Genomic DNA, 25,807 nt, shown 5'->3' with positions numbered 1-25,807 from the left:
GCGGCGGAGGGGCGCTCCTCCTCTTCGGTATTGCGTTTTCGGATGCTGCTTCGGTACTGCGTTTTTGCGTTGTGCTGTGAGACCAGATTACTGAGGTTTCCCTCAGGACCGCATGTACAGCAAAGGGAGCGGCCCCCTCAGAGTGGGAACCGCTCCCTTCACGGCGTCTTACTTCGCGCCCGCCGCACCGCGACGGATGCCGAGGCGGTCGACCAGCGCACGGAAGCGCTGGATGTCCTTCTTGGCCAGGTACTGCAGCAGACGGCGGCGCTGGCCCACCAGGATCAGCAGACCACGGCGGGAGTGGTGGTCGTGCTTGTGGGTCTTGAGGTGCTCGGTCAGGTCCGAGATGCGGCGGGAGAGCATGGCGACCTGGACCTCGGGGGAGCCGGTGTCGCCCTCCTTGGTGCCGAACTCGGCCATGATCTGCTTCTTCGTAGCGGCGTCGAGAGACACTCGGTACTCCTCTTCGGTGTTCGATGCGCCTGCGAGTGCCCCTGGTCTTGATCTCAGGGGAGCTTCCGTTACTCGGAGGCGAAGGCGCGATGGGCGCTGCTCCCAGATGGGTCCGGGGGCGCGTACACAAACGGCCGTCGATAAGCTTACACGCTGTGCTCACCGGCCCGAACCGGCAGCCCTGACCGGGTGTCCTAGCTGGTCAGCGACCTGGCCGCGTCGAAAACGTCCAGGACGGCCAGGCAGAGCGGGACGAGGGAGAGGAGCACCGCGCCCTCGGTGAGGTCGAGCAGCCGGCCCCAGAAGGGTGAGAGGCCCTTCTTCGGGATGACCAGCCCGATGGCGGTGAACAGCGCGGCTCCGGCGGCCACGGCCGCGGTGAGCCAGATCGTACGGATGTCGAGGCCGCCCCGGTCCCCGAAGATCAGCAGGTCCTTGACCAGGCCGGCCGGCGGGTTCAGGGAGAGGCCGAGGACGAGCAGGGCGATCGCGGCGATGCCCGCGACCAGCACGCAGGCGACCTGCGAGGTGTAGCGGAAGAGGCGGGCCCGCAGCAGCATGGCCAGACCCGCGGCCAGGGCCAGGAACTGGCCCCAGACGTTGCCGGCGAAACCGAGGACGGCCGCGGAGCCGACCACGACCGCGGCGCAGCCGCCGACGAGGCCGAGCAGCATCTCGTGGCCGCGGCGGGCCTGCAGTGCGATGCGCTCCGCATCGACGGGCCGGGCCTGCGGCGTCTCGTGCGGCTCGGCGTGGAAGTCGTCGTCGGTCGCGCTGCGTGGCGAGGCGTATCCGATGGGCAGCCGGGCGAAGCGGGCCGAGAGGCCGGGCAGGAAGGCGACCAGGGCGATCGCCGCGGGGGCGCACACCGCGGCGGTCGCGGTCGCCGACGCCTCGGCGAGGATCGCGGCGAAGGTGGCGAGGGTGCCGACGGTGGCCAGGAAGGTTGCGGCGACGAACGGCGCGTCGCCGCTCGGGGTGAGGACGACCAGGGCGACCGAGGCGACCAGCACCGTCACGCAGCCGAGCAGGAACTGCAGCCTCCCGGGTCCGTGGCCGGCCGCGGGGCCGACGATCCCCGAGCCGGCGATGAGCAGCAGCGGGAGCGCGCCGAGGCCGAGGGCGACGGCGCTCGCCCGGTCGGAGTAGACCCGGGCCCGTACGCCGGCGAAGGCGGTCAGCAGCACACCGGCGGCGCCCGCGACGACGCCGGGCAGGCTGTGCATGTCGTGACGGAGCGGGTCGGCGAACCAGAGCACGAAGCCCATCAGGACGAGCAGCAGCACTCCGCCGACGAGTCCGGCGCCCCGCAGCAGGTCGTCGCTCCACAGATGGCGGTCGCGGGTGACGGCCGCGGCGACGGCGTCGGAGACGTCGTCGAAGACCGCGGGTGGCAGCGACTGGGCGAACGGGCGGAGGCTGAGCACCTCCCCGTCGAGCACCTGCTGGGCGGCGAGGGTGCGCGCGCCGTCGAGGACGGTGCCGTCACGGCGGACCAGGTGGTACCCGGTGGGAGTTCCCGCGGACTGCGTCTGGCCGGTGAGCCGCAGGATCTCCGGGTAGACGTCGGCGACGGCGATGTCCTCCGGGAGGGCGACGTCGATCCGGCTGTCGGGCGCCACGACAGTGACGCGGCAGAAGCCGGTCGCTGCGGTCGTACTCACGTGTCTGGACCCCCTGAATGGCGTTGGCGCACGGGCTGATTCGCGGTTGCGCACGATGCGCGGACACCCTACCGGGACGTGCTGTCACCGCCTGCAAGTAGGATCACCGTCGCGCGGAGGGAAGTCCGCGAAGCAAAGGCAGTCACGGGGGCGCCGGTGCGGATTCCGGCATCGTCAGACCTCCGGCTTCCGTCCGTACCGAGGAATCGATGAACCGGTGAGCCAGATCGTCGTCAAACGCCCGCCGCGCTCCCTTCCACCCGAAGTACCCAGCGAGGAGCTGACGCTGGAGTCCCCGCCGGAGCTGCCGCGGGGTCAGCAGGAGTCCATGCTGATGCAGCTTCTGCCGATGCTCGGCATGGGCTCTTCGGTGGTGTTCTTCTTCATGCCGAACGCCCATCCGTTCATGCGGATCATGGGTGTGCTGATGCTGGTGTCGACGGTCGCGATGGCGATCGCCCAACTCGTCAGATTCCGCAAGGGTACGCAGGGGCAAATTGCCGATGTCCGCCGCGACTACCTCAAATACCTCTCGCAGACGCGGCGTACGGTCCGCAGGACCGCGCGGGCGCAGCGCGACGCGCAGTTGTATCTGCACCCCGCCCCCGAGCAGTTGTGGTCCGTGGTGGCCGAGGGCTCGCGGGTGTGGGAACGGCGGATCGGCGACAGGGACTTCGGGCAGGTACGCATCGGGCTCGGTGCGCAGCAGCTGTCGACGCCGCTCATCGCGCCCGACACGGCGCCGGTGGACGAGCTGGAGCCGCTGTGCGCGGGGGCCATGCAGCAGTTCCTGGCGGTGCACGGGTCGCTGGACGGACTGCCGATGGCCGTGTCGATGCGGGCGTTCTACCACGTGACGGTGTCCGGTGAGCCGGAGTCGGCGCAGTCGACGGCCCGTGCGCTGGTGTCGCAGCTGGTGACACTGCACTCCCCCGAGGACCTGATGGTCGCGGTGGTCGCGGCGCCCGGCGCGGTGGCGCGCTGGGACTGGACGAAGTGGCTGCCGCACACCCAGGTGCCGGGGCAGGTCGACGGGGCCGGTACGAAGCGGCTGTTCGGCGACGACCTGGGCGAGCTGGAGCAGTTGCTGCGCAGCAGGCTGGACGGGCGGCCGCGGTTCGGCCGGGACAGCCGGCCGGTCCTGGACCAGCCGCACATCGTCGTCGTGCTCGACGGCGGGATGGTGCCGCCGGACTCGCTGTTCGCGGCCGCCGAGGGAGTGCAGGGCGTCACGGTCGTCGAGGTCGTCCCGGGTGAGCTGGACGAGCCGCGGGGCGGGCTCTCGATCGTCGTACGGCCCGGCCGGCTGCGGCTGGAGTCGGGCGCCGGGTACACGTACGAGGGCGTGCCGGACGGGATCTCGCTGCCCGCCGCCGAGGCGCTGGCGCGGCAGCTGGCGCCGCTGCGGATGGGCGGGGGCGACGACGACGAACCGCTGCTCGCCAACCTGGACTTCACAGATCTCCTGAACCTGGGCGACGCGGCGTCGGTGGATGTCACGCGCACGTGGCGGCCGCGCTCGACGGCGGAGCGGCTGCGGGTGCCGATCGGTGTCGGCGAGGACGGCCGGCCGGTGATGCTCGACCTCAAGGAGGCCGCGCAGGAGGGCATGGGCCCGCACGGGCTGTGCGTGGGCGCGACCGGTTCCGGCAAGTCGGAGCTGCTGCGCACGCTGGTGCTCGGTCTTGCGGTGACGCACTCGTCCGAGACGCTGAACTTCGTGCTCGCGGACTTCAAGGGCGGTGCGACCTTCGCGGGCATGTCGCAGATGCCGCACGTGGCCGCGGTCATCACCAACCTCGCGGACGACCTGACGCTGGTCGACCGCATGGGCGACGCGATCCGCGGTGAGCTCCAGCGCCGTCAGGAACTGCTGCGCTCGGCGGGCAACTACGCCAACATCCACGACTACGAGAAGGCGCGCGCGGCCGGTGCCCCGCTGGAGCCGCTGGCCTCGCTGGTCCTGGTCATCGACGAGTTCAGCGAGCTGCTGACCGCCAAGCCGGACTTCATCGACATGTTCATCCAGATCGGCCGGATCGGCCGTTCGCTGGGTGTGCATCTGCTGCTCGCCTCACAGCGCCTGGAGGAGGGCAAGCTGCGCGGACTGGACACGTATCTCTCGTACCGGATCGGTCTGCGGACGTTCTCGGCGGCCGAGTCGCGCACGGCGATCGGTGTGCCCGACGCATACCACCTGCCGTCGGTGCCGGGCTCGGGCTATCTGAAGTTCGGCACGGACGAGATGACCCGCTTCAAGGCGGCGTACGTGTCCGGTACGTACCGCACGGGTGGGCCGCAGCTCTCGGCCGACCAGCTGCCGATCGAGCGGCGGCCCGCGGTCTTCACCGCGGCGCCGGTCCCGGTCGTGTACGCGGCTCCCGATCCGGCGTATCTCGCAGCCTCGCGCGACAGCGAGGACGACGCGCTCGCGGACACCGTGCTCGATGTGATCGTGCGCCGTCTGGAGGGGCAGGGCGTGCCCGCACACCAGGTGTGGCTGCCGCCGCTGGACCAGGCACCGCCGCTCGACCAGCTGCTGCCGGGTCTCGCGCAGACGGCGGACCGCGGGCTGACGGCGTCCGAGTACACGCGCCCCGGCGGTCTGGTCGTGCCCCTCGGTCTCATCGACAAGCCGTTCGAGCAGCGGCGCGAGGTGCTGTACCGGGACTTCTCGGGGGCGGCGGGCCACATGATGGTGGTCGGCGGTCCGCAGTCCGGCAAGTCGACGATGATGCGCACGCTGATCTCGTCGTTCGCGCTCACCCACACCCCGCACGAAGTGCAGTTCTATGCACTGGACTTCGGCGGTGGCGGTCTCGCCTCGCTCGCGGACCTGCCGCACGTGGGCGGGGTCTCGTCCCGGCTGGACCCGGAACGGGTGCGGCGTACGGTCGCGGAGGTCGCGGGCGTGCTGAACCGGCGCGAGGAGTTCTTCCGCTCGCACGGCATCGACTCCGTCGCCACGTACCGGCGCAAGCGGGCGGCGGGTGAACTGCCCGGCGAGGCCTGGGGAGATGTCTTCCTGGTCATCGACGGCTGGGGCGGCTTCAAGAACGACTACGACATGCTGGAGCCGGTCGTCGCGGACATCGCGGCGCGCGGTCTCGGCTACGGCATCCATGTCGTCGTCACCGCCGCGCGCTACATGGAGGTGCGCGCGGCGCTCAAGGACCAGATGCTCGGCCGACTCGAGCTGCGTCTCGGTGACGTCATGGACTCCGAGTTCGACCGCAAGGTGGCGGCGAACGTGCCGGCGGGCGTGCCGGGCCGTGGCCAGGTGCCGGAGAAGCTGCACTTCATGGGGGCGCTGCCGCGGATCGACGGTTCGAGCAGCTCGGTCGATCTCGCGGACGGCACGGCGGCGTTCGTGCAGGCCGTGAAGGGCAGCTGGTCGGGCGCGGCAGCCCCGGGCGTGCGGCTGCTGCCGCGCATGCTGCGCGCGGACCAGCTGCCGAAGGGCTTCGAGCACCCGCAGCACGGCATCGCGATCGGCATCGACGAGACGGACCTGGAGCCGGTGTTCGTCGACTTCGATTCCGACCCGTTCTTCATGGTCTTCGGCGAGAGCGAGTCCGGTAGGACGGGTCTGCTGCGGCTCATCGCCAAGCAGATCTCCGAGCGGTACACGCCGGAGCAGGCCCGGATCGTCGTGGGCGACTACCGGCGCACGATGCTGGAGGCGGTGCCGTCGTCGCATCTGCTGGAGTACGCGCCGACGGCGTCGGCCATGCAGATGCACATGGACGCGATCAACACCGTGATGACGAAGCGCGCCCCGAAGCCCGACATCACTCCCCAGCAGCTGCGCGACCGGAGCTGGTGGAGCGGCCCGCAGCTGTTCGTCCTCATCGACGACTACGAGCTCGTCGCGACCAACGCGGGCAACCCGATGCAGGCGCTCGTGGAGAACCTTCCGTTCGCGCGTGATGTCGGCATCCGCTTCATCGTTGCGCGGAGCGCGGCGGGCGCCTCCCGTGCGCTCTACGAACCCTTCATGCAGCGCATGAAGGAGCTGGGCGCCCAGGGCGTGATCCTCTCCGGCGACCCGGGCGAGGGCGACATCCTGGGCCACGTCCGCGCCCGCCCGATGCCTCCGGGCCGCGGCACCTTCGTTTCGCGCAAACGGGGGACGCCGCTGGTGCAGCTGGGCTGGCTGGCGGACCGCTAGGGGCACGGCGGGTGTCGTCGACGTCGCGCGCGGCCACCACGCCCTCGGCATCGACGACGTGCCGCCCCGGCCCTGTACTCGCGGTCCTTCACCATGATGCCTGCCGGCCTGCCGGCTGCCGGCGTTCGTCGGTGCGAAGGGCCGCGGCACGGCGCGGGCAGGGCTGCGGGTGGCGGCGGAGGAAGGGCTGCGCACGGCGGCGGAGGAAGAGCTGGAGCCGGGTGCCGGACGTTTCCGGGCGGGCGATCCACGCGGACTCGGTCCGGCCGGCCCGAACGGGCCCAGGAGTTCCATAAACGCCGTGGCCATCCGCCGCCCGTACGGCACCGGGCATGTCTTCCATGCGGGGAACACCCCTCACCGTGGGGTGTTCCCGGACGGCCGGACGGGCCGGCTCGCCACGCTGGAACACGGTACAACGCGCATTTCCCCCCTCCTCTACCGATAGATTCGGCGTCGGAATCAGCCATGCTCTCAAGAACGACGCCGTCGAAGCCGCTCGGGCTTTCCTCGCCGAGCCGTATACCGACGAGCCATGGACGATCGTCGTGCAGCCGGAGCCGAGCCAGGAGCACCCGATCGCCCGGCAGGTCCGGTTCGACTCGAAGGAGCATCTCGTCGCCGGGGAATTCGGCAAGGCCCCGTTCACGCGTGTGGTGGTGCTGATGCCGAAGGACGGATCGCCTGTGCACTTCCCGCCCTCGCACATACCGGTGGCCGACCGCCTCGATCTGCCCACGCGCGGCGAGTGGCCGCCCGACAAGACCTGAACCATGAACATCACCCCCCAGCACCTCGCACTCGACTGGCTCAACGCCACCTACCGCGGCCTCGTCGAGCTCGCCGTTCCCGACCCCGTCGCCGAGGACGCGGGCACCTGGCTGTTCGCCTGCCGGACGGTCGAGCAGCCCGGACATCCGCGTACGCCGATGCTGGCCGCTTCCCTCGTCGTGCCCAAGGACGGCGGGGTGCCCTTCCATCCGGCCGCCAACGATCCGCGGGGGGACACCGCCGCCTACGCGAAGGCGCCGTCACCGCGTGAGGCGGCCACGCAGGCCCGGCGGCTGAACTCCCGTGGGTGTGTGGTCTCCGTCGCCGCCGCGCTGGCCGGCGGGCCGTCCACACCGCTGCCCTGGCAGCCCGCACACGAGGCACCGGGCTGGTGGGAGCTGATGCTCAAACGGTACTTCCCGGAGGCCGAGCAGTTGCGTTGCGCGACGTGGGACCAGGTCATCGCGCAGGCGCGTGAGCCCGGTCCCGGGACACAGGGCGTCGTCTGGGTGCGCAGGGCCGTCGGAGGTGTCGAGGCGAGCGGGCATCTGCTGTACGCGCACAACAACAACGGGAACGTGGTGTTCCTCGACGGGATGACGGGCGGTCTCGCCCGGCTGGACACGGCCGGCGTGACGGAGCTGGTCTTCGCACGGCTGGCACCCGAGGCGCTCGCGGCACCCGCCGTGGCGCCGGATCCGTACCGGGGAGCGGCGGACGACTTCGGCGCGGCCGTCGAGAAGGCGCAGGACTGGCTGCGGCGCGCGTACCACGAGCCGGTGCGGCTGGTGAATCCGAGTCCCGCCGACGAGATGGAGCGTGGCTGGCTCTTCGCCTGCAACACGGAGGCGTTCCTCAACACCGGCGACTGGCGGCACGGCATGCTCGATGCCGCCCTGGTCGTACCGAAGGCGGCGCTACAGCCCTTCGGTCTGCCGAACGCGTCCCCGTGGGCCTGGCTCGAGGCCTGGAACCGTGGCGGGGAGCCCGGCAACGGCTCGCTCGTCCCGCCGCCAGAGCCCGGGTACGCGGCCTGGTTCGGGCCCACGCTGGGTGAGCTCGGACAGCCCGTCATCTCGGTCTCCGAGCACGGCGAATGGGGCTCGCTGCTCGACGAGCTGTCGGCCATGCCGGTGGGTGCGCGTGCGCTGATCTGGGCGCGGCGCACAGACCGGAGAAGACGGGAGTCCGTGGGGCTGCTGCTCACCGGCCTCCGGTCGGAGCAGGGCATCGGCGTGGTGGACAGTTCGGCGGCGCCGGTCACCGACCTCGGCGAGGTGGCGGCGGCGCGCTTTCACCTGATCCGGTACCGGTGATCACCGCTCACCCGCACGGCAGGGCCCAGTAGGGTGAACTGGTAGCTCGCTCGCACGACCGGATTGACCCGAAGGGGCCGCACCCATGACCGACGCAGCTGACAAGGAACGCCAGAAGGAAGAGCTGTACGCGCTCGACATCTCGGACGTCGAGTGGCACGGTGCGCCCGGGACGAGTCCGGACGAGGAGCGGGTGGAGATCGCCTATCTGCCCGGTGGGGCGGTGGCCATGCGATCGTCGCTCGACCCGGAGACGGTGCTGCGGTACACGGAGGCCGAGTGGCGTGCGTTCGTCCTGGGGGCGCGCGACGGGGAGTTCGATCTGACGTAGGTGTCGTCGTACGCGAAGGGGGGTGCCGGCCGGCATCCCCCTTCGCTTGCCAGCGAACGCGGCTCGTCAGTGCATCATGCGGAAGCGGGCGGCGTTGCCGCGGTCCGTGTCCTGGTAACCGATGACGGACTCGTCCAGCAGACGGGCGATGGTGGCCAGCTCCTGGTTCATGCCGGCGAGGTCGGTGGCGAGCTGCTTCTGGATGGCCCCGTAGGCCTCCTTGGTCTGACCGTCCCAGGTCTGCGCGACCTGGTTGACGTGCCGGAGGAGGGTCTCGAGCTGCTCGTTGAGGTACGTGGAGGTGGCGCGGACGTCGCTGGCCGCCTGGGTCACTGTGTCGTAATTGACGGCAGTGGTCATTGCTTTGCTCCTTGGTGACGAAGTTCAGGCGAGGCGCGAGGCGTCAGATGCTCAGGATGGCGCTCTGTCCACCGTTGCCGCCCTCGGCGGCGGTGAAGGAGCGGATACGGCGCTGCTCCTCCTCGTCGAACCCGTCGGCACTCATCTTGATGAGGTTCTCGAGGTTCTCCAGGTCCTGCTGCACACCCCGCAGACGCCGGTTCAGATTCGCCTGCGTCGCGTCGTACGCCTTCATGGCCGCGCCCTGCCAGCCCGCCTGGATGCGGTCGACCACGCCGTTGAGCGAGGTGATGCGGGCGTTGATCTCGCTCTGGAGCGTCTGGACCTTCCCCGCAAGGGAGACAAGCTCACTAGTGGTTACGTTCAGGTCTTTCGACACCTCGTGCCCCTTCTTCTCCGTGTGCAGCTGACGGGAAGCCCTTGATGCCGCCCCCGTGCCAGGTCACTCGCGTGATCCCGTTCGTTCACTCTAGTCACTCGATATGACAGTTCCAACTGCAAAGCCCCGTAGGGAGACTTGGCTCATCGGCCCCGCCTGCGGCGGCTGTCCCGCACCACCGTCGCGCTGCCCGCGACCACCGCGACCAGCACCCCGCCGATGCCGAGCGCGTACGTCGCGTACCGCTCGTCGCGCTCCTGCGGGGTCTCCGAGAGCGCGAGATGAGCCGGTTCGGGGGCCGGCGGCTTCGGCGGACCCGGGTCCGGGGCCGGGGCCTCCGGCGGGCCCGCGTCGCCGTCCAGTGCGCGTACGGGGTCGACGACGCCCCAGCCGATGAAGTTGTCACGGCCGTTGACGGCGCGCTCTGCCGTCTGCTCGATCTGGGCGACGACCTGGTGCGCCTTCCACTTCGGGTACTTGGCGCGCAGCAGGGCCGCGACCCCGGCGACGTACGGGGCGGAGAAGCTCGTGCCGTTGTCGACGCACTGGCCGCCGCCGGGGACGGTGGAGACGATGTCGACACCGGGCGCCGCGACCCCCACGAACTCACCGGCCTGCGAGAAGGCGGCACGTTCGTTGTTGCGGTCGGACGAGGCGACGGCGAGTACGCCGTCGAAGGCGGCCGGGTAGGTGTTCTTCAGCTTTCCGTCCATGCCGTCGTTCCCGGCGGAGGCGACGACGACGATGTCCTGCGCGATCGCGCGTGCGACCGCCAGGCCGAGGTCCGACTGCGGGCCCAGCGCCTGCGTCGTGTCCTGCGAGATGTTGATGACGTCGGCCTTCTCGGCGATGGCGTGGTCGATCGCGTCCGCCATCGTGTTGGACTTGCCGCTGTTCTTCTCGTCGTTCTGGCGGATCGGGATGATCGTGGCCTCGGGGGCGAGCCCGACGAAGCCGGTGCCCTTGCGGTGGCGGGCGGCGATGATTCCCGCGACCTTGGTGCCGTGGCCGACCTCGTCGACCGTGCCGTCGGTCTTTCCCCGGTTGCTGTCCCGGTCGTCCTTGCCGGGCTTGAGGAAGTCCCTGCCGGCCGAGGCGTCGACGGCCGGCCTGAGCTGTGGGTTGACGTCGTCGACTCCGGTGTCGATGACGGCGACACGGACGCCCTTGCCCTTGGTGTCCTGCCACAGTTCGTCGAGGAGCACCCGCTGGAGCGACCACGGAATGCTCGCGATCTGCTTCTTCATCGGGAACGTGCACTCGCCGCTGCCGTCGAGGCCGACGGCAGCGCCCGGGCCGGGTCGCGCGGGGGGTTCCGCCGCGTGCGCGGCCGGGGCCACGGCCATCAGGACGGTGAGGGCGGCGGCCGGCAGAGCGGCCGTACGGTACGTCACTGGCGCATCCCTCACGAACCCTGCGGCCGGCGCGCGCTGTTGGTGTCCAGGCGCGGGCCCTTGGACAGGAACTCCGACCAGGTGATCGGTACGAGCGTGGGGACGACCTGCTCGTAACCGAGGCGGATCTGTGCCTGGCTGGGCTCGGGCCGGCCGTCCTGCTGCTTCTTCCGGCCGCCGGTGCCGATGTCGGAGCGGGCGGCGTCACTGTCGCCGTTCGACTGGACCGCGTACCGCAGACCGGTGTCCGTCACGAGGAACAGCGAGCCGTCGGGGCTGGTCTGTCTGCCCTGGACCTGGGTGTAGAGCAGGCCGCTGCCCGGAGTGACGTACGTACTGGTGCCGCCCGCGGTGATGTCGGCCGGGTATTTGGTGCCGGCCCAGGTGGACAGGGTCGTGCGTCCCTTGTCGTCGACCTTGCGCAGGACGCTGCAGACCGTGTCCCGCGCGTCGGCCCCGCCCGCGGAGTTGACCTGCTCGGACCGCTTCGACGGCCAGCGCAGCTCCGCGCCGAAGGCCTCGGACTCGGGCTCGAACGAGGCCGCGTCCACGGTCGTCGCCTTGCCGTCCATGTCGAGGGAGGCGGTCTGCGGGGAGTTGATGAGCAGCCAGGCCGTGAAGTCCGAGACCGGCCGGACCTTCCCTGGCAGCACGACGTAGTGCTGCGGGCCGGAGCCCGTCTGCGCCTGGAGGACCATTCCGACGCGGTCCTCGGTCTCGGTGAGGCCGCCGCCGACACCCGCGCTCGTGCCGGCCGCTCCGGGGATCTCGGGGAACTCGACAGGGCTGCCGTCGTGGAGCGTGGCCAGCCAGTCGTCGGTGACCGCCTGGGGCTCCCGGCTGCCGACGAGGGCGCGAGTGAGGACGGCGGCGTCCGAATCCTCGCCGCGCACCAGGTACTTGGTGCCACCCGCGTCAACGAGATAGCGGTCGCCGTTCTGGCCCTTGACGTAGAGCACCTGCCCGCCGGTGAGCCGCTGCTCGCCGTCGGTCCTGGGCAGATCGCGCTCGGCGAGGACGAACGTCGCCTTCTGCACGCTGGCGCCCTTTCCGCCGCCCGGCTGTTCGCAGACGGCCCAGCGCTTGGGCTTGGCCGCCTCCGCGTCGTCGGGCAGGCGGTCGGGGGCGTACGGAATGCCGAGGATCGGCCCGCGCGGAGGGTTGCCGGCGTCGAGTACGTCATCGCTGACCTGGATGACCGCGAACTCCTGCGGGTTGAGCAGGAGACGGGCGGAGGCAAGGTTGAGCACGGGGTGCAGCAGCTTCTTCTTGCCGGTGGAGAGCACCACGTAACGGGTCGTGGACTCCTTGCCGACGATCACCTTGGCGCCCGGCTTGTCCCAGCCCTTGGGCGCCTTGGGCTTGAACATGCCGAAGGCACCGAAGCCGGCCACGATGAGTGCGCCGACGACGAGGCTCGGGACGACGGCGCGCAACGGGCGCGGCGCCCCCTCCTCCGTACCCGTGGGTGAGGGTTGGAGGAATGCGGCCACCGTGCGCTTCTTCGCAAAGGTGTACGCGTTGAGCTCATCCCGCCGTGATGCCATGAGTCCCCATTGGTCGAAAAGCCACGGTCCTCACCGCGGGCCGGGAGCGAGCGCTCCCCGGAACCCGGTTGCCGGACCGGCCCCCTACTATGCCTGTTGATCGAGGGGGCTTGCGGGGCGGGTAGGGTGATGCCGCCGCCAATGCCCTGGCAGGCCAGGGTGATCGGGACGAATTGGGGGTTTCTCCATCATGGCTTCCGCGACGCGCACGCGGGCGGCCGCGGCCGCGCCGTCCACCGTGTCCCCCTCCGCTCCGGCCCCCGGTACGCCCCGGCGATCACGGTCCGCCGCATCGTCGGCAGGGGATCGGGGCACGGCCGCGCCGCGCCTCAAGGCCCGTGCCGGGCAGTTCGGTTCGTTCCGATTGCAACAGCTCGTACTGATCGAGTGCGCGGCCGCGCTGCTCCTCGTCGCCTGGGTGACCGAGCCGCTGCTGCTCGTGCCGGCCGGCGTGGTGGCCGCGCTGCTGGTGCTGCTGGCCGTGCTCCGCAGGCACCGGCGCTCGCTGCCCGAGTGGCTCTCGACGGTGATGGCCCTGCGCGCACGGACGCGCAGAGCCGCCTCGCTGGTCCTGCCGCCGGACACCGAGCCCGGGCTCGCGCCCGTCGTCGAGTGCGACCCGGCGCTGCACACCTATTCGTACAGCGACCGCGACCGGCGCCCGGTCGGAATGATCGGTGACGGCACGTTCCTGACGGCTGTCCTGCAGGTCGAGTCGGACGCGACGGCACTGCGCCCGGACCGCGGCGCACAGCCGCTGCCCGTGCGTCTCGTACGGGACGTGCTCGACGTCGACGGGATACGGCTGGAGTCGGCGCAGGTCGTGCAGCACACCCAGCCCGCCCCGGCACCGCATCTGCCGCAGCAGTCGGTGGCCGCACGCAACTACGCGCCGCTGCAGGCGCAGACGGGTGCGCCTGCTCTCCGTATCACCTGGATCGCGCTCAAGCTCGACCCCGAGCTCTGCCCCGAGGCGGTCGAGGCGCGCGGCGGTGGACTCGCGGGTGCCCAGAAGTGCGTGGTGCGTGCGGCCGACCAGCTGGCGAGCCGGCTGGTCGGGGCCGGGTTCGGCGCGACCGTGCTGACCGAGCAGGAGCTCATCGGGGCCGTCGCGACCTCCACCTGCGCCAACCCGATGGCGACAGCGCAGGCGAGCCGGGCCGATGTGCCGGGGCGGCGCACCGAGGAGACGTCGCGGACCTGGCGCTGCGACGACCGCAGGCACACGACGTACTGGGTCGGGCGATGGCCGCAGCTGCGCGGAGGCGGCGCCCCGGGAGGCGCGTCGATGCCTCAGCTCGTCGCGCTGCTCACGTCGCTGCCCGCCCTCGCCACGACCTTCAGCCTGACGCTGGGGCGCGGCGACCGGCAGGAGGTGACGGTGACCGGGCATGTGCGGATCACCGGACGGAGCGACGAGGAGCTGGTGAGCGCCCGTCATGAACTGGAGCGTGCGGCGCGCGGGGTGAAGACCGGACTGGTCCGGCTGGACCGTGAGCAGCTGCCGGGACTGCTGGCCTCGCTGCCCCTGGGGGGTGCACGCTGATGTCCGTGCCGACTTCTGTACCGCCTGGCTCTGTGCCGCGGCCTTCCGGGACACCGGCTGCCGGGGTGGCGTTCCCCGCGGTGCAGCCGTCGTCCTCGGTGTCGCCTGCCGGGCCGTCCGTACGGAGCGGGCGCGGTGCCCAGCCCACCGGACGCGGCGGCAGGCCGAGGATCGGCTTCGGGCTCATCGGGCCGCGCCGCGACCGGCACGCCGTCGCTCTGGAGCAACTGGACGCGCTGGCCCTGCCGGTCGGCGACGACGGCGTGGTGATCGGTGTGGACGCCGAGGGCCGCCCCGCGGTGCTCGGCATCAACCGGCCGACGCCGTACGAGGTCACCCTGATCGGCGGGCTGTGGACGGCACAGGTCATGGCGCTGCGCGCGGCCGCGACGGGTGCACGGATCACCGTCGAGACGGGCCGGGCCCCGGCCTGGGCGAGCCTCGCCCAGGCGGCCGGCGGCGGACAGCCCTGCATCACCCTGCACGACGTGGGCCGGGTGCCGCCGCAGGGTCCGTCCGCGGGCAGCCCCGTCGTGGTCGTGCGCGACTGCGGAATGCGGCCGCCGCGCGGACGGGTGGTGTCGGGCCCCTGGCAGTCGGTGGTGACGCTGCTGCCGTATCTCAGCCCGGTGGCACCGAGGCTGATGGAGAAGTCGGCCCTGATCGGCATCCAGCGGGTGTCTCCGGACGAGGCCGCCCAGATCGGCCGCATCATGAGTCTGCCGCGGGGCGAGACGGAGGCGCTCTCCACTCTTGCCGATGGTGTGACGTTGTGGTGTACGGCGCGTGATCGTCAGTTCGTCATGACGCAGGCGACGGACGCCGAGACCGGGCTCCTGGGCGCCGCACGCCGGATGGACTGACCCGGGTCCGTGCGGATTTGACCGGTTCGACCTTCATGTTTAGCCGCATTGGGGTCACTACGCGGCCACTTGAGGGCAGGACGTGACGCACGGGACAGTCGGCGGCGATCGGTCCGCTCTGCCGTACTGACAGTGTTGACGATTAGGCTGGGAGTGGGCGCGACGAGGACCTGCGGGCAGGTGCGTCGCGTCACACGGGGGAGAGCCGGGCGGGTCGGACCGACGGTGACGGTCGCCCCCACCCACGACGGCACAAGGGTGCTCGACCACAGGAGGCAAAGTGAACGGCGATCGGGACGAGATCCGCGAGGGCTGGAACACGCCCGTCGACGATCAGTCCGACGCGGAGCCCGCAGAGATGACGGGTGAGTTCACCATCGACTACACGCCGCCGGCCTGGTACACGCAGAATGCGTCGGGGGACACCGGTGGCCAGGGAGCGACGCCTGCGCCGCCGTCCGGAGCACCGATAGCCGTGCCCGGGCTGCCCGCGGGAAGCGGCTTCGAGCCCAACTGGGCGTCTGCGCCTCCTGCTCCTGCGCCTGCCGCGCCGGTTCCCGTTGCTCCGGCTCCGGTACCTCCCGTCGCCCCGGCTGCTCCCGTCGCCCCGGTTGCTCCGGTCGTCGCGTCCGCGGACCCGGGGCCCTATGAGTCGCAGCCGTTCGGCGGCGGGGACCTGGAGAGCGGGGCAACAATGCGCTTCTCCCCCGCCGCGCTGAAGCGCGAGATCGCGGAGCGCGAAGCCGCTGCCGAGGCGCCCGCCGAGGCGGCGGGGGAGACACCGGGCGAGGCACCGGTCGAGGACGACGTCCCGGCCGCGGATGCCGACGCACCGTCTGCCGAGACCGGCGACGCCGGGGCCACGGACCCGGTGGACCCGGTGGATGCCGTGCACGGCGCGGACGTCACGGACGGCGGGCAGGACGTTGCGCCCGAGGACGCGATCGACACCCAGGACGGCGACGGAGACGGCGAGGCGGAGTCCTCCCCCGAGGACGCAGTACGGGACACGACTGAGGACGCCGCCGTCGAACCGGCCGACTCCGTCCCGACGGACGCGCCCGCCGATATGCCGTCGGACTCCGTTCCGCAGGACACCCCGCCCGCCCCGGCCGCGGCCCAGCCCTGGGCTCCCCCGCCGGTGGCGCAGGGCACCGGCCTGCCGCCGCTGCCCCCGGCGTTCCAGCCGGCCGCCCCGGCGGCCGCGCCGCAGTGGCCCGTACCGGCGACTGGGCCGGCGGACAGGCCGGCCCTGCCGGCTCCGGCGGCCGACGCCGGTCCTCAGCACGGCGCAACCCCCAACCTGCCCGCACAGCAACATGGGTACGGCTTCCCGCAACCCGGACAGCCCGGTCCCGCGGCCCAGGCAAGCCCCAACCTGCCCGCACAGCAAGGTGGGTACGGCTTCCCGCAACCCGGACAGCCGGGGCCGGCCCCCACCCCTCCCGCGCCCAACGCGGCACCGCAGCAAGGTGGGTACGGCTTCCCCCAGCCCGTCCAGCCCGGTCCCGCGGCCCCGGCAACCCCCAACCTGCCCGCACAGCAGGGCGGGTACGGCTTCCCGCAACCCGGACAGCCGGGGCCGGCCCCCACCCCTCCCGCGCCCAACGCGGCACCGCAGCAAGGTGGGTACGGCTTCCCCCAGCCCGTCCAGCCCGGTCCCGCGGCCCCGGCAACCCCCAACCTGCCCGCACAGCAGGGCGGGTACGGCTTCCCGCAACCCGGACAGCCGGGACAGCCCGCACCGACGGCGCCGCACCCGCCCGCACAGCACCATGGGTACGGCTTCCCCCAGCCCGGACAGCCCGGCCCCGGCGCCCCCGCAACCCCCAACCTGCCCGCACAGCAGGGCGGGTACGGCTTCCCGCAACCCGGACAGCCCGGGGCTCCCGCGCCGCTGCCGCCTGCCGCGCCCGCCCACGCGCCGCAGTTCCCGGTTCAGCATGGCCAGGGACAGGCCTCCGGACAGCCTCAGGCTCAGCCGCAGCCGCCCGCCGCTCCGGTCGACCCGCGCACCGGGGCCGCGTGGCCGACCCCGATGACGCACGACCAGCGCGAGCGTTCCGTACCGGGCGCCCCGCTCGGATACACCGCGGCCGTCGAGCTGTCCTCCGACCGTCTTCTGCGCAACAACAAGCAGAAGGCCAGGTCGAGCCGTAACCCCTCCGGTGCGGCCGCCCGCTTCAAGATCGGCGGAAAGAAGGAGGAGCAGGAGAGGCAGCGCAAGCTCGACCTCATCCGCACCCCGGTGCTTTCCTGCTACCGGATCGCGGTCATCAGCCTCAAGGGCGGTGTCGGCAAGACCACGACGACCACCGCGCTCGGCGCGACCCTCGCCACCGAGCGGCAGGACAAGATCCTGGCGATCGACGCCAACCCGGACGCCGGCACGCTCGGCCGCCGTGTGCGCCGGGAGACCGGGGCCACCATCCGCGACCTGGTCCAGGCGATCCCGTATCTGAACTCGTACATGGACATCCGTCGCTTCACGTCGCAGGCGCCCTCCGGTCTGGAGATCATCGCCAACGACGTGGACCCGGCCGTCTCCACGACGTTCAACGACGAGGACTACCGGCGTGCGATCGACGTGCTGGGCAAGCAGTACCCGATCATCCTCACCGACTCCGGCACCGGTCTGCTCTACAGCGCGATGCGCGGGGTGCTGGACCTCGCCGACCAGCTGATCATCATCTCCACCCCGTCCGTCGACGGCGCGAGCAGCGCGAGCACCACGCTCGACTGGCTCTCGGCGCACGGGTACGCGGAGCTGGTGCAGCGCTCGATCACCGTGATCTCGGGTGTCCGGGAGACCGGCAAGATGATCAAGGTCGAGGACATCGTGCAGCACTTCGAGACGCGCTGCCGCGGCGTCGTGGTCGTGCCGTTCGACGAGCATCTGTCCGCGGGCGCCGAGGTCGACCTGGACATGATGCGCCCGAAGACCCGCGAGGCGTACTTCAACCTGTCGGCGATGGTCGCCGAGGACTTCGTGAGGGCACAGCAGGCACAGGGCTTGTGGACGTCGGTGGGCCACGGCCACCAACCGCCGCACTTGGCACCGCCGATGCCGGGCCAGCCCATGCCCGGCCAGCCCATGCCCGGCCAGCCCATGCCGGGGCAGCCGTACGCCCCGAACCCCCAGCAGCCGCCCTACGGCGGACAGCCGCCCTACGGCGGACAGCAGCCGTACGGCGGCCAGCAGCCCTACCCGCCGCAGCCGGGCATGCAGCAGGCCTGGCAGCAGTCGCTGCCCTCCCATGCCCAGTCGGCGGCGAGCCCGGCCGGTCCTCCCCCGCCGCAGCCCGGCGATCCGGGTCAGCCGCAGCCCGGCCAGCCGGGGCAGCCCGGTCTGCAGGGTCCCGTCCCGCCCGCCGGACATCCCCACCAGCAGCCCCCGCAGCAGCCTCCACAGGCGCCGCCAGCCCCTCAGCAGTAGGGCAGCAAGGGTATAGACCAATGAGGGCCCGCCCCGTGATCCACGGTGCGGGCCCCTCCGCATTCCCGCAGCCCACAAGGGGTTTGACGCTTCGCCAAGGGCATCGTTGACACGTCTAGACCGCGCTGATAGACCTTCGCTTCACCAGTGGGCGCCCCAAGATCCACGTGCCTTCTCCGAGCGAGCAACGACGCGAGGTCAACGTCTCATGGTCACTAACGCTCCATCACGAAACGCACGGCAACACCCGTTCATCCGACTGCTCCTCGCCTCCGGGGTCGCCGCCTCCGTACTGGTGGTCGCCCCCCAGCAGGCGCAGGCGGACGACGACGCCAAGGACGGCGGCAAGAACGTCCTCACCGTCGCCGTCTCGCAGAGCGTGGACTCCCTGAGCCCGTTCCTCGCGCAGCGGCTTCTCTCCACCAGCCTTCACCGGCTGATGTACGACTACCTCACGAACTACGACGCCAAGGACGCGAGCACGGTCCCCGGCTTCGCCACCGAGTGGAAGTCGTCGCCGGACAAGCTGACGTGGACGTACACCATCCGCAAGGACTCCAAGTGGTCCGACGGCAAGCAGGCCACGGCCGAGGACGCCGCCTGGACGTTCAACAAGATGATGACCGACGAGAACGCCGCCACCGCCAACGGCAGCTTCACGGCCAACTTCAAGACGGTCACCGCCCCGGACCCCGAAACCCTGGTCATAGAGCTGAAGCAGCCGCAGGCCACGATGACGGCCCTCGACGTCCCGATCGTGCCGAAGCACGTCTGGGAGAAGGTCGACGACTTCTCGAAGTTCAACAACGACAAGCAGTTCCCCGTCGTCGGCAACGGGCCGTACATCCTCACCGACTTCAAGGTCGACCAGTACGTCAAGCTCAAGCCGAACAAGGACTTCTGGCGCGGGGCGCCGAAGTTCGACGAGCTGGTCTTCAAGTACTACAAGGACGGTGACGCGGCGGTCGCCGCGCTGCAGAAGGGCGAGGTGTCCTTCGTCTCCGGACTCACCCCGGCTCAGGCCGCCTCGCTCAAGTCGGCGAAGAACATCAAGGTCAATGACGCGCCAGGGCGCCGCTTCTTCGCCCTCGCCACCAACCCGGGCGCGCAGTCGAAGGACGGCAAGAAGTTCGGCACCGGACACCGGGCCCTCCTCGATCCGGCCGTCCGCAAGGCACTCTTCCACGCCGTCGACCGCAAGACGATCATCGACAAGGTCTTCCAGGGCCATGCCGTGGAGGGCGAGGGATACATCCCGCCGCGCTTCGGCTCGTACTTCTGGAAGCCGACCCCGGAGCAGAAGATCGGATACGACCCCGCGAAGGCCGCGGCACTGCTCGACCAGGCCGGATACAAGAAGAACGGCAGCGGAAAGCGTGCGGGCAAGGACGGCAAGCCGCTGGACTTCCGGATCCTCTGCCACGCCACCGACCCGAACGACAAGGCGATCGGCAAGTACCTCCAGGAGTGGTGGGGCGAGCTCGGCATCGGGCTGAAGGTCGACTGCCTCGACAACGTCTCCGACCCCTGGGTCGCGGGCGACTACGACCTGGCGTTCGACGGCTGGTCCGTCAACCCCGACCCGGACTTCGTCCTGTCCATCCACACCTGCGCCGCGCTGCCCGCCACGCCCAAGGACACCGGCGCCACGGACAACTTCATCTGCGACAAGACGTTCGACGAGCTGTATGCGAAGCAGGCCGTGGAGTACGACGCTGCCAAGCGCGCCGAACTGGTCAAGCAGATGGAATCCCGGCTGTACGACACCGGGTACATGAATGTCATGGCGTATCCGAACGCCGTGGAGGCGTACCGTACGGACCAGATCAAGTCCATCAAGACCATGCCGGAGGCCGCCGGCAACATCTACGGCCAGGACGGCTACTGGAGCTGGTGGTCCGCCGAGCCCGCCGGTGACAGCGGATCGTCCGACAGCGGCTCCTCCGCCGTCGCCGTGGGGATCGGTATCGGTGCGATCGTCGTTCTCGCCGCCGCGCTGGGCCTCTTCGTCAGCCGGCGTCGCCGGGCCAGCGCGGAAGACCGTGAATAGTCCATGAGCAGCACCGCAAGCACCACCACCACGACCGCCGCCGTGGCGCGGGCCCCCGGATCCCCCGAGGCCCGCGCCGCGCGCGGCGGCACCCGAATCGCCTATATGAGGTACGTGGCGGGCAAGCTGGGCGGCGCGGCCGTGTCGCTGGTGGCCGTCCTCGTCACCAGCTTCTTCCTCTTCAGGATCATCCCGGGCGACCCGGTCAAGGCCATGACCCACGGCATGCCGACCAGCGCCGAACAACTGGCGACCCTGCGCCGCCAGTTCGGTCTCGACCTGCCGCTGTGGCAGCAGTTCACGGACTACTGCGCGCATGCGCTGACCGGCGATCTCGGGACGTCGTACCAGTTCCGCGCCCCCGTCGGTGAGCTCATCGCGCAGAAGGTTCCCGCGACACTGCTGCTGACCGGTGTCGCCGTGGTGATCTACTCGGCGCTCGGCCTGTGGCTCGGTACGCGCTCCGCCTGGCGGCACGGCGGGCTCGGCGACAAGCTCAACACGGGCGTGGCGCTGACCCTGTGGTCGGTGCCGTCCTTCTGGCTCGGACTGCTGCTGATCATCGTGTTCTCGGTGGGCGTCGGCCCGGTGCCGGGGATGTTCCCGACCGGCGGTATGGAGTCCGGCAGCGAGACGGGCATCGCCTACGTGTTCGACGTGGCGCACCACATGGTGCTGCCGGTGCTCACTCTGGTCGCGGTGGGGTATGCGCAGACGCTGCTCGTGATGCGCTCCTCGCTGCTCGACGAGATGGGCAGCGACTATCTGACGACGGCACGGGCGAAGGGGCTTCGGGACGACGACGTACGCCGCCGGCATGCCGTGCCCAATGCCCTGCTCCCGACCGTGACCATGGTGTTCATCAACCTGGGGCATGTGGCGGCCGGTTCGATCCTCGTCGAGACGGTGTTCTCCTGGCCGGGCCTCGGCGGCCTGTTCTACCAGGCGCTGAGCGTCCCCGATCTGCCGCTCGTCCAGGGGCTGTTCGTGGTGTTCGCGGGAGCGATGATCGTGATGAATCTGCTCGCCGATCTGCTGTATCCCCTGCTCGACCCGAGGGTGGGCCGATGACCAGCGCACTCGTATGGGAGCGCCGCCGTGGTTCGGTGGCCCGCTTCTGGCGCCAGTACCGTACGCACCGGGCGGGTGTCGCCGGGCTCGCCGGGCTCGCGCTCCTCGCCCTGATCGCGCTGACCGCGCCGCTGCTGGTCGGCAGCGACGTCCAGAGCGTCACCGACGCCCCCGGCACGGCACTGGAGTCGCCGAGCTCCGCGTTCCCGCTCGGGACCGACCAGTTCGGGCGCTCGCTGCTCGGGCTGCTGGTCTGGGGGGCGCGGATCTCGCTCACCGTGGGACTGCTCGCCGCGGCCCTGTCGGTGGCCATCGGCACCCTGGTCGGCATCTTTGCGGGGCACTACGGCGGCTGGTTCTCGACGGTCGTCATGCGCATCACCGACTGGTTCCTGGTGATGCCGACGCTCGTGCTGGCGATCGTCCTGGCGACGGTGATGTCGCGCAGCGTGTGGACGGTGATCCTGGCGATCGGAGTCACGTCCTGGCCGACGACGGCACGGCTCGTCCGCGCGCAGACGATCGCGGTCGAGTCCCGCCCGTACATCGAACGCGCGAAGGCGCTCGGCGGCGGGCACGGGCACGTCATGGCCCGCCATGTGCTGCCGAACGTGATGCCGCTGGTGCTCGCCCAGACGACTCTCGGCATCTCCAGCGCGATCCTGACCGAGGCGACGCTCGCGTTCCTCGGGCTCGGCGACCCGACAGTCGTTTCGTGGGGCGGCATGCTCCAGGACGCGCGGGAGGCCGGGGCCGTGTCCTCGGGCCACTGGTGGTACCTGGCCCCGCCCGGAATCGCGGTCGCACTGGTCGCGCTGGCGTTCACGCTGTGCGGACGGGCCGTCGAATCCGTGCTCAACCCGAAGCTGGGGGTGGGGCGTTGAGTCTCCTCGAGATCAAGGACCTGAAGGTCACGTACGGGACGGGGGCGGCAGCCGTGCCCGCCGTACGAGGCGTCGACCTGGCCGTGGAGGCGGGGCAGAAGCTCGGCCTCGCCGGGGAGTCTGGGTGCGGGAAGTCCACGCTGGCGCTGGCGCTGCTGCGGCTGCTGCCCGCGTCGGCCCGGCTGACCGGGGAGATCCTGCTGGACGGCGAGGACGTCCTGGCCATGAAGTGGGGCCGGCTGCGGGCCGTGCGGTGGGCCGGCGCGTCGATCGTGTTCCAGGGCGCCATGCACTCGCTCAATGCTGTGCAGCGGATCGGCGATCAGATCGCCGAGCCCCTGCTCGTCCACCGGCAGGCGACTCCGGGCGCGGCACGAAGGCGCGTGGGCGAACTGCTGGAGCATGTCGGGCTGCCGGCCGCGCGCGCGGAGGCATATCCGCACGAGCTGTCCGGTGGCCAGCGACAGCGCGTGATGATCGCCATGGCGCTCGCCTGCGGCCCGCGGCTGATCGTCGCCGACGAGCCGACCACCGCGCTCGATGTGATGATCCAGGCGCAGATCCTGCGGCTCATCGAGCAGCTGGTGGCCTCGGAGGACATCAGCCTGCTGATGATCAGCCACGATCTGGCGGTGCTCGCGGACACGTGCGACCGGCTCGCGGTGATGTACGCGGGGCGGGTCGTGGAGGAGGGCCCGGCGCGGGAGGTGTACGACGCGGCGCAGCACCCGTACGGGCGGGCCCTGTCGGCGGCGTTCCCGCGGATCGGCGACCCGGCGTCGCGTCGGGCACCCCAGGGGCTGCCGGGTGACCCGCCGGACCCGGCGTCACTGCCGGGCGGCTGCGCGTTCCATCCCCGCTGCCCGGTGGCACTGGAGGTGTGTGCCGAGGACGACCAGCAGCTGCGCGAGGCGGGGGCTGGACGGCGGGCGGCGTGCGTGCACGTCGGGGCAGGGGTGCAGGCATGACGAACGTCGAGGAGTCCTCCATGACCACAGCCCCCCTGATGTCGGCGGCCGGCCTGCAGGTGGTGTTCCCCGGCCGCCGGGGCTCGGCGGCCGCGCGCGCCGTGGACGGGGTCGATCTGGACATCGGCGCCGGCGAGATCGTCGCGCTCGTCGGCGAGTCCGGCTGCGGCAAGACGTCGCTCGCGCGGACGCTGCTCGGGCTGGTCGAGCCGACGGCGGGCCGGGTGACGTTCGGCGGTGCGCCGCTGTCGTACGGGTCGCGCGCGCTGAAGGCCTACCGCAAGCGGGTCCAGCTCGTGCTGCAGGACCCCAGCGGCTCGCTCAACCCACGGCACACGGTGTACGACGCGGTGGCGGAGGGGCTGCGGATCCACGGGTACGACGGGGACGAGCGGGCGGCCGTCGCCGAGGCTCTCTCCCGCGCGGGACTCCGGCCGCCTGAGCGCTTCTTCCTGCGCTATCCGCACGAACTGTCCGGCGGCCAGCGACAGCGCGTCGTCATCGCGGGCGCGCTGGTCCTGGAGCCCGAACTGATCGTCGCCGACGAACCGGTGGCCTCGCTGGACGCGTCCGTACGGGGCGAGATCCTGGCCCTGCTGCTGAGGCTGCGGGACGAGCTGGGCCTCTCGGCGCTGGTGGTGACCCACGATCTGGGCCTGGCCTGGAACATCGCGGACCGGGTCGCCGTGATGTACCTGGGCCGGATCGTGGAGACGGGCACGGTGGAGTCGGTCCTGACGAACCCGCAGCACCCGTACACGCAGGCGCTGCTGTCGGTGCTCCCCGAGTCGGCCGAGCCGCCGGTGGTCCTCACCGGGGAACCCCCGGACCCCTCCCGCATCCCCTCCGGCTGCCGCTTCCACGCCCGCTGCCACGTCCTCGCCTCGGGCGAGGCGGACGCCGCGGGCGTGGCTCCCCGCTGCCGTACGGAGGACCTCCCGGTCCTTCCGGGCACGGGCACGAGCGCGGTGGCCTGTCACTGGGCGGCAGCACGCTGAGTCGCCCCGGGCCGCGTTCCGTCCGCAGCCCGGTGGGTGGTGTGTGCCGACCCCCCTCCATGGCCCTTCAGGCCTGGGAGGAAACGACCGCCCACAGGCCGCCGGCGGGACGGCCGCTCACCGGGCTCAGCCACCGGGGCCGGCCCCGAGGGGGACGCGTAGGAGTCGTGTTCTGGACGTCAAGGCGACCGCAGCTCGCGTGGAGCGCGGTGAGGACCGACAGTCCAGGACACGAGCCCCGGAGCGGACCTCGACGGCAACCGATCCGACACGGCGCGACCCCACACACCCAGGTCCGTCCGTGGGTCCCCACACCGCAGGGCGCAGGGGGAGCTCGAGGAGGGACACCCCGGACGCCGACCGGCCACCGGGCCGCCCCGTCCGGGGGCACCCCGCCCAGCCGCAGCGCCGAGCAGCCGCGGAGGTCCGGGGGCGCTACGCGTCGTACGCCGCCGTGAGTTCGCGCGCCCGCTTCACGTCCGCCGCAATCGCGTCCAGCAGCGCCTCGATGGACTGGAACTTCTCCATGCCGCGGACGTAGGCGAGGAAGTCCACGGCCACGTGGAGCCCGTACAGGTCGAGGCCGACGCGGTCGATCGCGTACGCCTCGACCGTGCGCTCAGTGCCGTCGAACTGCGGGTTCGTGCCGACCGAGATGGCCGCGGGCATGCGCTCGCCATCGGCCGTGAGCCAGCCGGCGTACACACCGTCCGCGGGGATCGCGGTGTGCGGGAGCGTCTCGACGTTCGCCGTCGGGTAGCCCAGCTCGCGGCCGCGCTGGGCGCCGCGGACGACGACGCCCTCGACGCGGTGGGGGCGGCCGAGGATCTCGGCGGCGCCTTCGACGTCGCCCTCGGCGACGAGTCGGCGGGTCAGCGTCGACGAGAAGGGCTCGCCGCCGCCCGCTTCGCCGCGCACGTACAGGTCGACGACCTCGACCTCGTAGTCGTACGTACGTCCCAGCTCGGTCAGGAAGTCGACGTTCCCCGCCGCCTTGTGGCCGAAGCGGAAGTTCGGGCCCTCGATCACGGCGCGCGCGTGGAGCTTGTCGACGAGTACCTTCACGATGAAGTCCGCCGGCGAGAGCTTGGAGAACTCCGAGGTGAAGGGGAGGATCAGCAGCGCGTCCACGCCGAGCTCCGCCATCAGCTCGGCGCGCCGGTGGTGCGGGGCGAGCAGCGGCGGATGGCTGCCGGGGCGGACGACCTCGCTCGGGTGCGGGTCGAAGGTCACCACGACCGATGGCACGCCGAACTCACGTGCACGCTCCACGGCCCGCCCGATGATCAACTGGTGGCCCCGGTGCACACCGTCGTAGGAACCGATGGTGACGACGCTGCGCCCCCAGTCCTGGGGAATGTCCTCCAAGCCACGCCAGCGTTGCACTGTGACCGCTCCTCGCCCGAAGCCGGTCCGAACCCGAACCGAACCTGTGTACGTGATTACCGATTGCGCAGGTCTAAGACTGCCATGCCTGCCGCCGTCGGTTGGACTCGGCACCTCGCTGTCCGGTCCTCGGCCCCGTCGCGCACCCGCGCCGACGGTCGTGCGCAGCGAACGCGCCCCCCGGTGCTCCCCCGGTCACTCCGAGCGCCCGCCCTC

General features: G+C 71.3%; 19 protein-coding genes. 12 read left to right on the top strand and 7 right to left on the bottom strand.

Annotation, left to right across the window (positions count from 1 at the left end):
• Positions 1 to 168: 168 nt before the first annotated feature.
• Complete coding sequence (gene rpsO / locus ABT078_RS04585) at positions 169 to 456, bottom strand: 30S ribosomal protein S15 (RefSeq protein WP_168437547.1); 288 nt, start codon at positions 454 to 456, stop codon at positions 169 to 171.
• Between the two features lie 194 nt (positions 457 to 650).
• The gene (eccD, locus tag ABT078_RS04580) at positions 651 to 2,120 is read right to left on the bottom strand and encodes a type VII secretion integral membrane protein EccD (RefSeq protein WP_351223688.1); all 1,470 of its coding nucleotides are present in this window, start codon (positions 2,118 to 2,120) and stop codon (positions 651 to 653) included.
• A 217-nt stretch (positions 2,121 to 2,337) separates the two neighbouring features.
• Here eccD and eccCa point away from each other — a divergent pair, with 217 nt between their 5' ends.
• The 4 genes from eccCa to ABT078_RS04560 all read left to right on the top strand — a co-directional run bounded on the left by eccCa (position 2,338) and on the right by ABT078_RS04560 (position 8,709).
• The gene (gene eccCa, locus ABT078_RS04575) at positions 2,338 to 6,291 is read left to right on the top strand and encodes a type VII secretion protein EccCa (RefSeq protein ID WP_351223686.1); all 3,954 of its coding nucleotides are present in this window, start codon (positions 2,338 to 2,340) and stop codon (positions 6,289 to 6,291) included.
• Between the two features lie 332 nt (positions 6,292 to 6,623).
• Positions 6,624 to 7,061: a hypothetical protein gene (locus tag ABT078_RS04570; RefSeq protein ID WP_351223684.1), complete on the top strand. Its 438-nt coding sequence runs from the start codon at positions 6,624 to 6,626 to the stop codon at positions 7,059 to 7,061.
• Between the two features lie 3 nt (positions 7,062 to 7,064).
• Entirely contained in the window at positions 7,065 to 8,378 is a 1,314-nt protein-coding gene (locus ABT078_RS04565; RefSeq protein WP_351223683.1) for a YrhB domain-containing protein, read from the top strand.
• Positions 8,379 to 8,463: 85 nt separating this feature from the next.
• Positions 8,464 to 8,709 carry a DUF397 domain-containing protein gene (locus ABT078_RS04560; protein ID WP_351223682.1) on the top strand — a complete coding sequence of 82 codons (246 nt, stop codon included), beginning with the start codon at positions 8,464 to 8,466 and terminating at the stop codon, positions 8,707 to 8,709.
• 66 nt (positions 8,710 to 8,775) lie between these two features.
• Here ABT078_RS04560 and ABT078_RS04555 read toward each other — a convergent pair whose 3' ends face one another.
• From ABT078_RS04555 to eccB, 4 genes are all read right to left on the bottom strand, one after another.
• Entirely contained in the window at positions 8,776 to 9,069 is a 294-nt protein-coding gene (locus ABT078_RS04555; protein WP_351223681.1) for a WXG100 family type VII secretion target, read from the bottom strand.
• 43 nt (positions 9,070 to 9,112) lie between these two features.
• Complete coding sequence (locus ABT078_RS04550; RefSeq protein ID WP_351223679.1) at positions 9,113 to 9,448, bottom strand: WXG100 family type VII secretion target; 336 nt, start codon at positions 9,446 to 9,448, stop codon at positions 9,113 to 9,115.
• A gap of 143 nt (positions 9,449 to 9,591) precedes the next feature.
• Positions 9,592 to 10,794, bottom strand: a complete 1,203-nt coding sequence (gene mycP, locus ABT078_RS04545) for a type VII secretion-associated serine protease mycosin (protein WP_502981159.1) — start codon at positions 10,792 to 10,794, stop codon at positions 9,592 to 9,594.
• A gap of 59 nt (positions 10,795 to 10,853) precedes the next feature.
• Positions 10,854 to 12,389 carry a type VII secretion protein EccB gene (gene eccB, locus ABT078_RS04540; protein WP_351223675.1) on the bottom strand — a complete coding sequence of 512 codons (1,536 nt, stop codon included), beginning with the start codon at positions 12,387 to 12,389 and terminating at the stop codon, positions 10,854 to 10,856.
• A 190-nt stretch (positions 12,390 to 12,579) separates the two neighbouring features.
• Here eccB and eccE point away from each other — a divergent pair, with 190 nt between their 5' ends.
• The 8 genes from eccE to ABT078_RS04500 all read left to right on the top strand — a co-directional run bounded on the left by eccE (position 12,580) and on the right by ABT078_RS04500 (position 24,205).
• Positions 12,580 to 13,935 (top strand): type VII secretion protein EccE, encoded by a 1,356-nt coding sequence (gene eccE / locus ABT078_RS04535; protein ID WP_351223673.1) that lies wholly within the window; start codon positions 12,580 to 12,582, stop codon positions 13,933 to 13,935.
• Positions 13,935 to 14,798: a hypothetical protein gene (locus ABT078_RS04530; RefSeq protein ID WP_502981157.1), complete on the top strand. Its 864-nt coding sequence runs from the start codon at positions 13,935 to 13,937 to the stop codon at positions 14,796 to 14,798. Before eccE ends, ABT078_RS04530 begins: the two co-directional genes overlap by 1 nt.
• 280 nt (positions 14,799 to 15,078) lie before the next feature.
• Positions 15,079 to 18,234 (top strand): SCO5717 family growth-regulating ATPase, encoded by a 3,156-nt coding sequence (locus ABT078_RS04525; protein WP_351223669.1) that lies wholly within the window; start codon positions 15,079 to 15,081, stop codon positions 18,232 to 18,234.
• A 208-nt stretch (positions 18,235 to 18,442) separates the two neighbouring features.
• Positions 18,443 to 20,284, top strand: coding sequence for an ABC transporter substrate-binding protein (locus ABT078_RS04520; RefSeq protein WP_351223667.1), 1,842 nt, complete (start codon positions 18,443 to 18,445; stop codon positions 20,282 to 20,284).
• A 3-nt stretch (positions 20,285 to 20,287) separates the two neighbouring features.
• Positions 20,288 to 21,355 (top strand): ABC transporter permease, encoded by a 1,068-nt coding sequence (locus ABT078_RS04515; RefSeq protein WP_351223665.1) that lies wholly within the window; start codon positions 20,288 to 20,290, stop codon positions 21,353 to 21,355.
• A complete protein-coding gene (locus ABT078_RS04510; RefSeq protein ID WP_351223663.1) occupies positions 21,352 to 22,239 on the top strand; it encodes an ABC transporter permease in 888 nt (295 codons plus the stop codon). Before ABT078_RS04515 ends, ABT078_RS04510 begins: the two co-directional genes overlap by 4 nt.
• Complete coding sequence (locus ABT078_RS04505) at positions 22,236 to 23,207, top strand: ABC transporter ATP-binding protein (protein WP_351223661.1); 972 nt, start codon at positions 22,236 to 22,238, stop codon at positions 23,205 to 23,207. Before ABT078_RS04510 ends, ABT078_RS04505 begins: the two co-directional genes overlap by 4 nt.
• Before the next feature lie 20 nt (positions 23,208 to 23,227).
• Positions 23,228 to 24,205, top strand: coding sequence for an oligopeptide/dipeptide ABC transporter ATP-binding protein (locus ABT078_RS04500; RefSeq protein WP_351223659.1), 978 nt, complete (start codon positions 23,228 to 23,230; stop codon positions 24,203 to 24,205).
• Positions 24,206 to 24,640: 435 nt separating this feature from the next.
• On the opposite strand, the gene ABT078_RS04495 is transcribed toward ABT078_RS04500, so the two are convergent.
• Complete coding sequence (locus ABT078_RS04495; RefSeq protein ID WP_351223657.1) at positions 24,641 to 25,591, bottom strand: bifunctional riboflavin kinase/FAD synthetase; 951 nt, start codon at positions 25,589 to 25,591, stop codon at positions 24,641 to 24,643.
• Positions 25,592 to 25,807: the final 216 nt, after the last annotated feature.

The sequence above is a fragment of the Streptomyces sp. NPDC002133 genome (genome assembly GCF_040296405.1).
Lineage (GTDB): Bacteria > Actinomycetota > Actinomycetes > Streptomycetales > Streptomycetaceae > Streptomyces.
The sequence above is the reverse complement of the archived record's forward strand: the minus strand, read 5'-3'. Positions and strand labels throughout refer to the sequence as shown.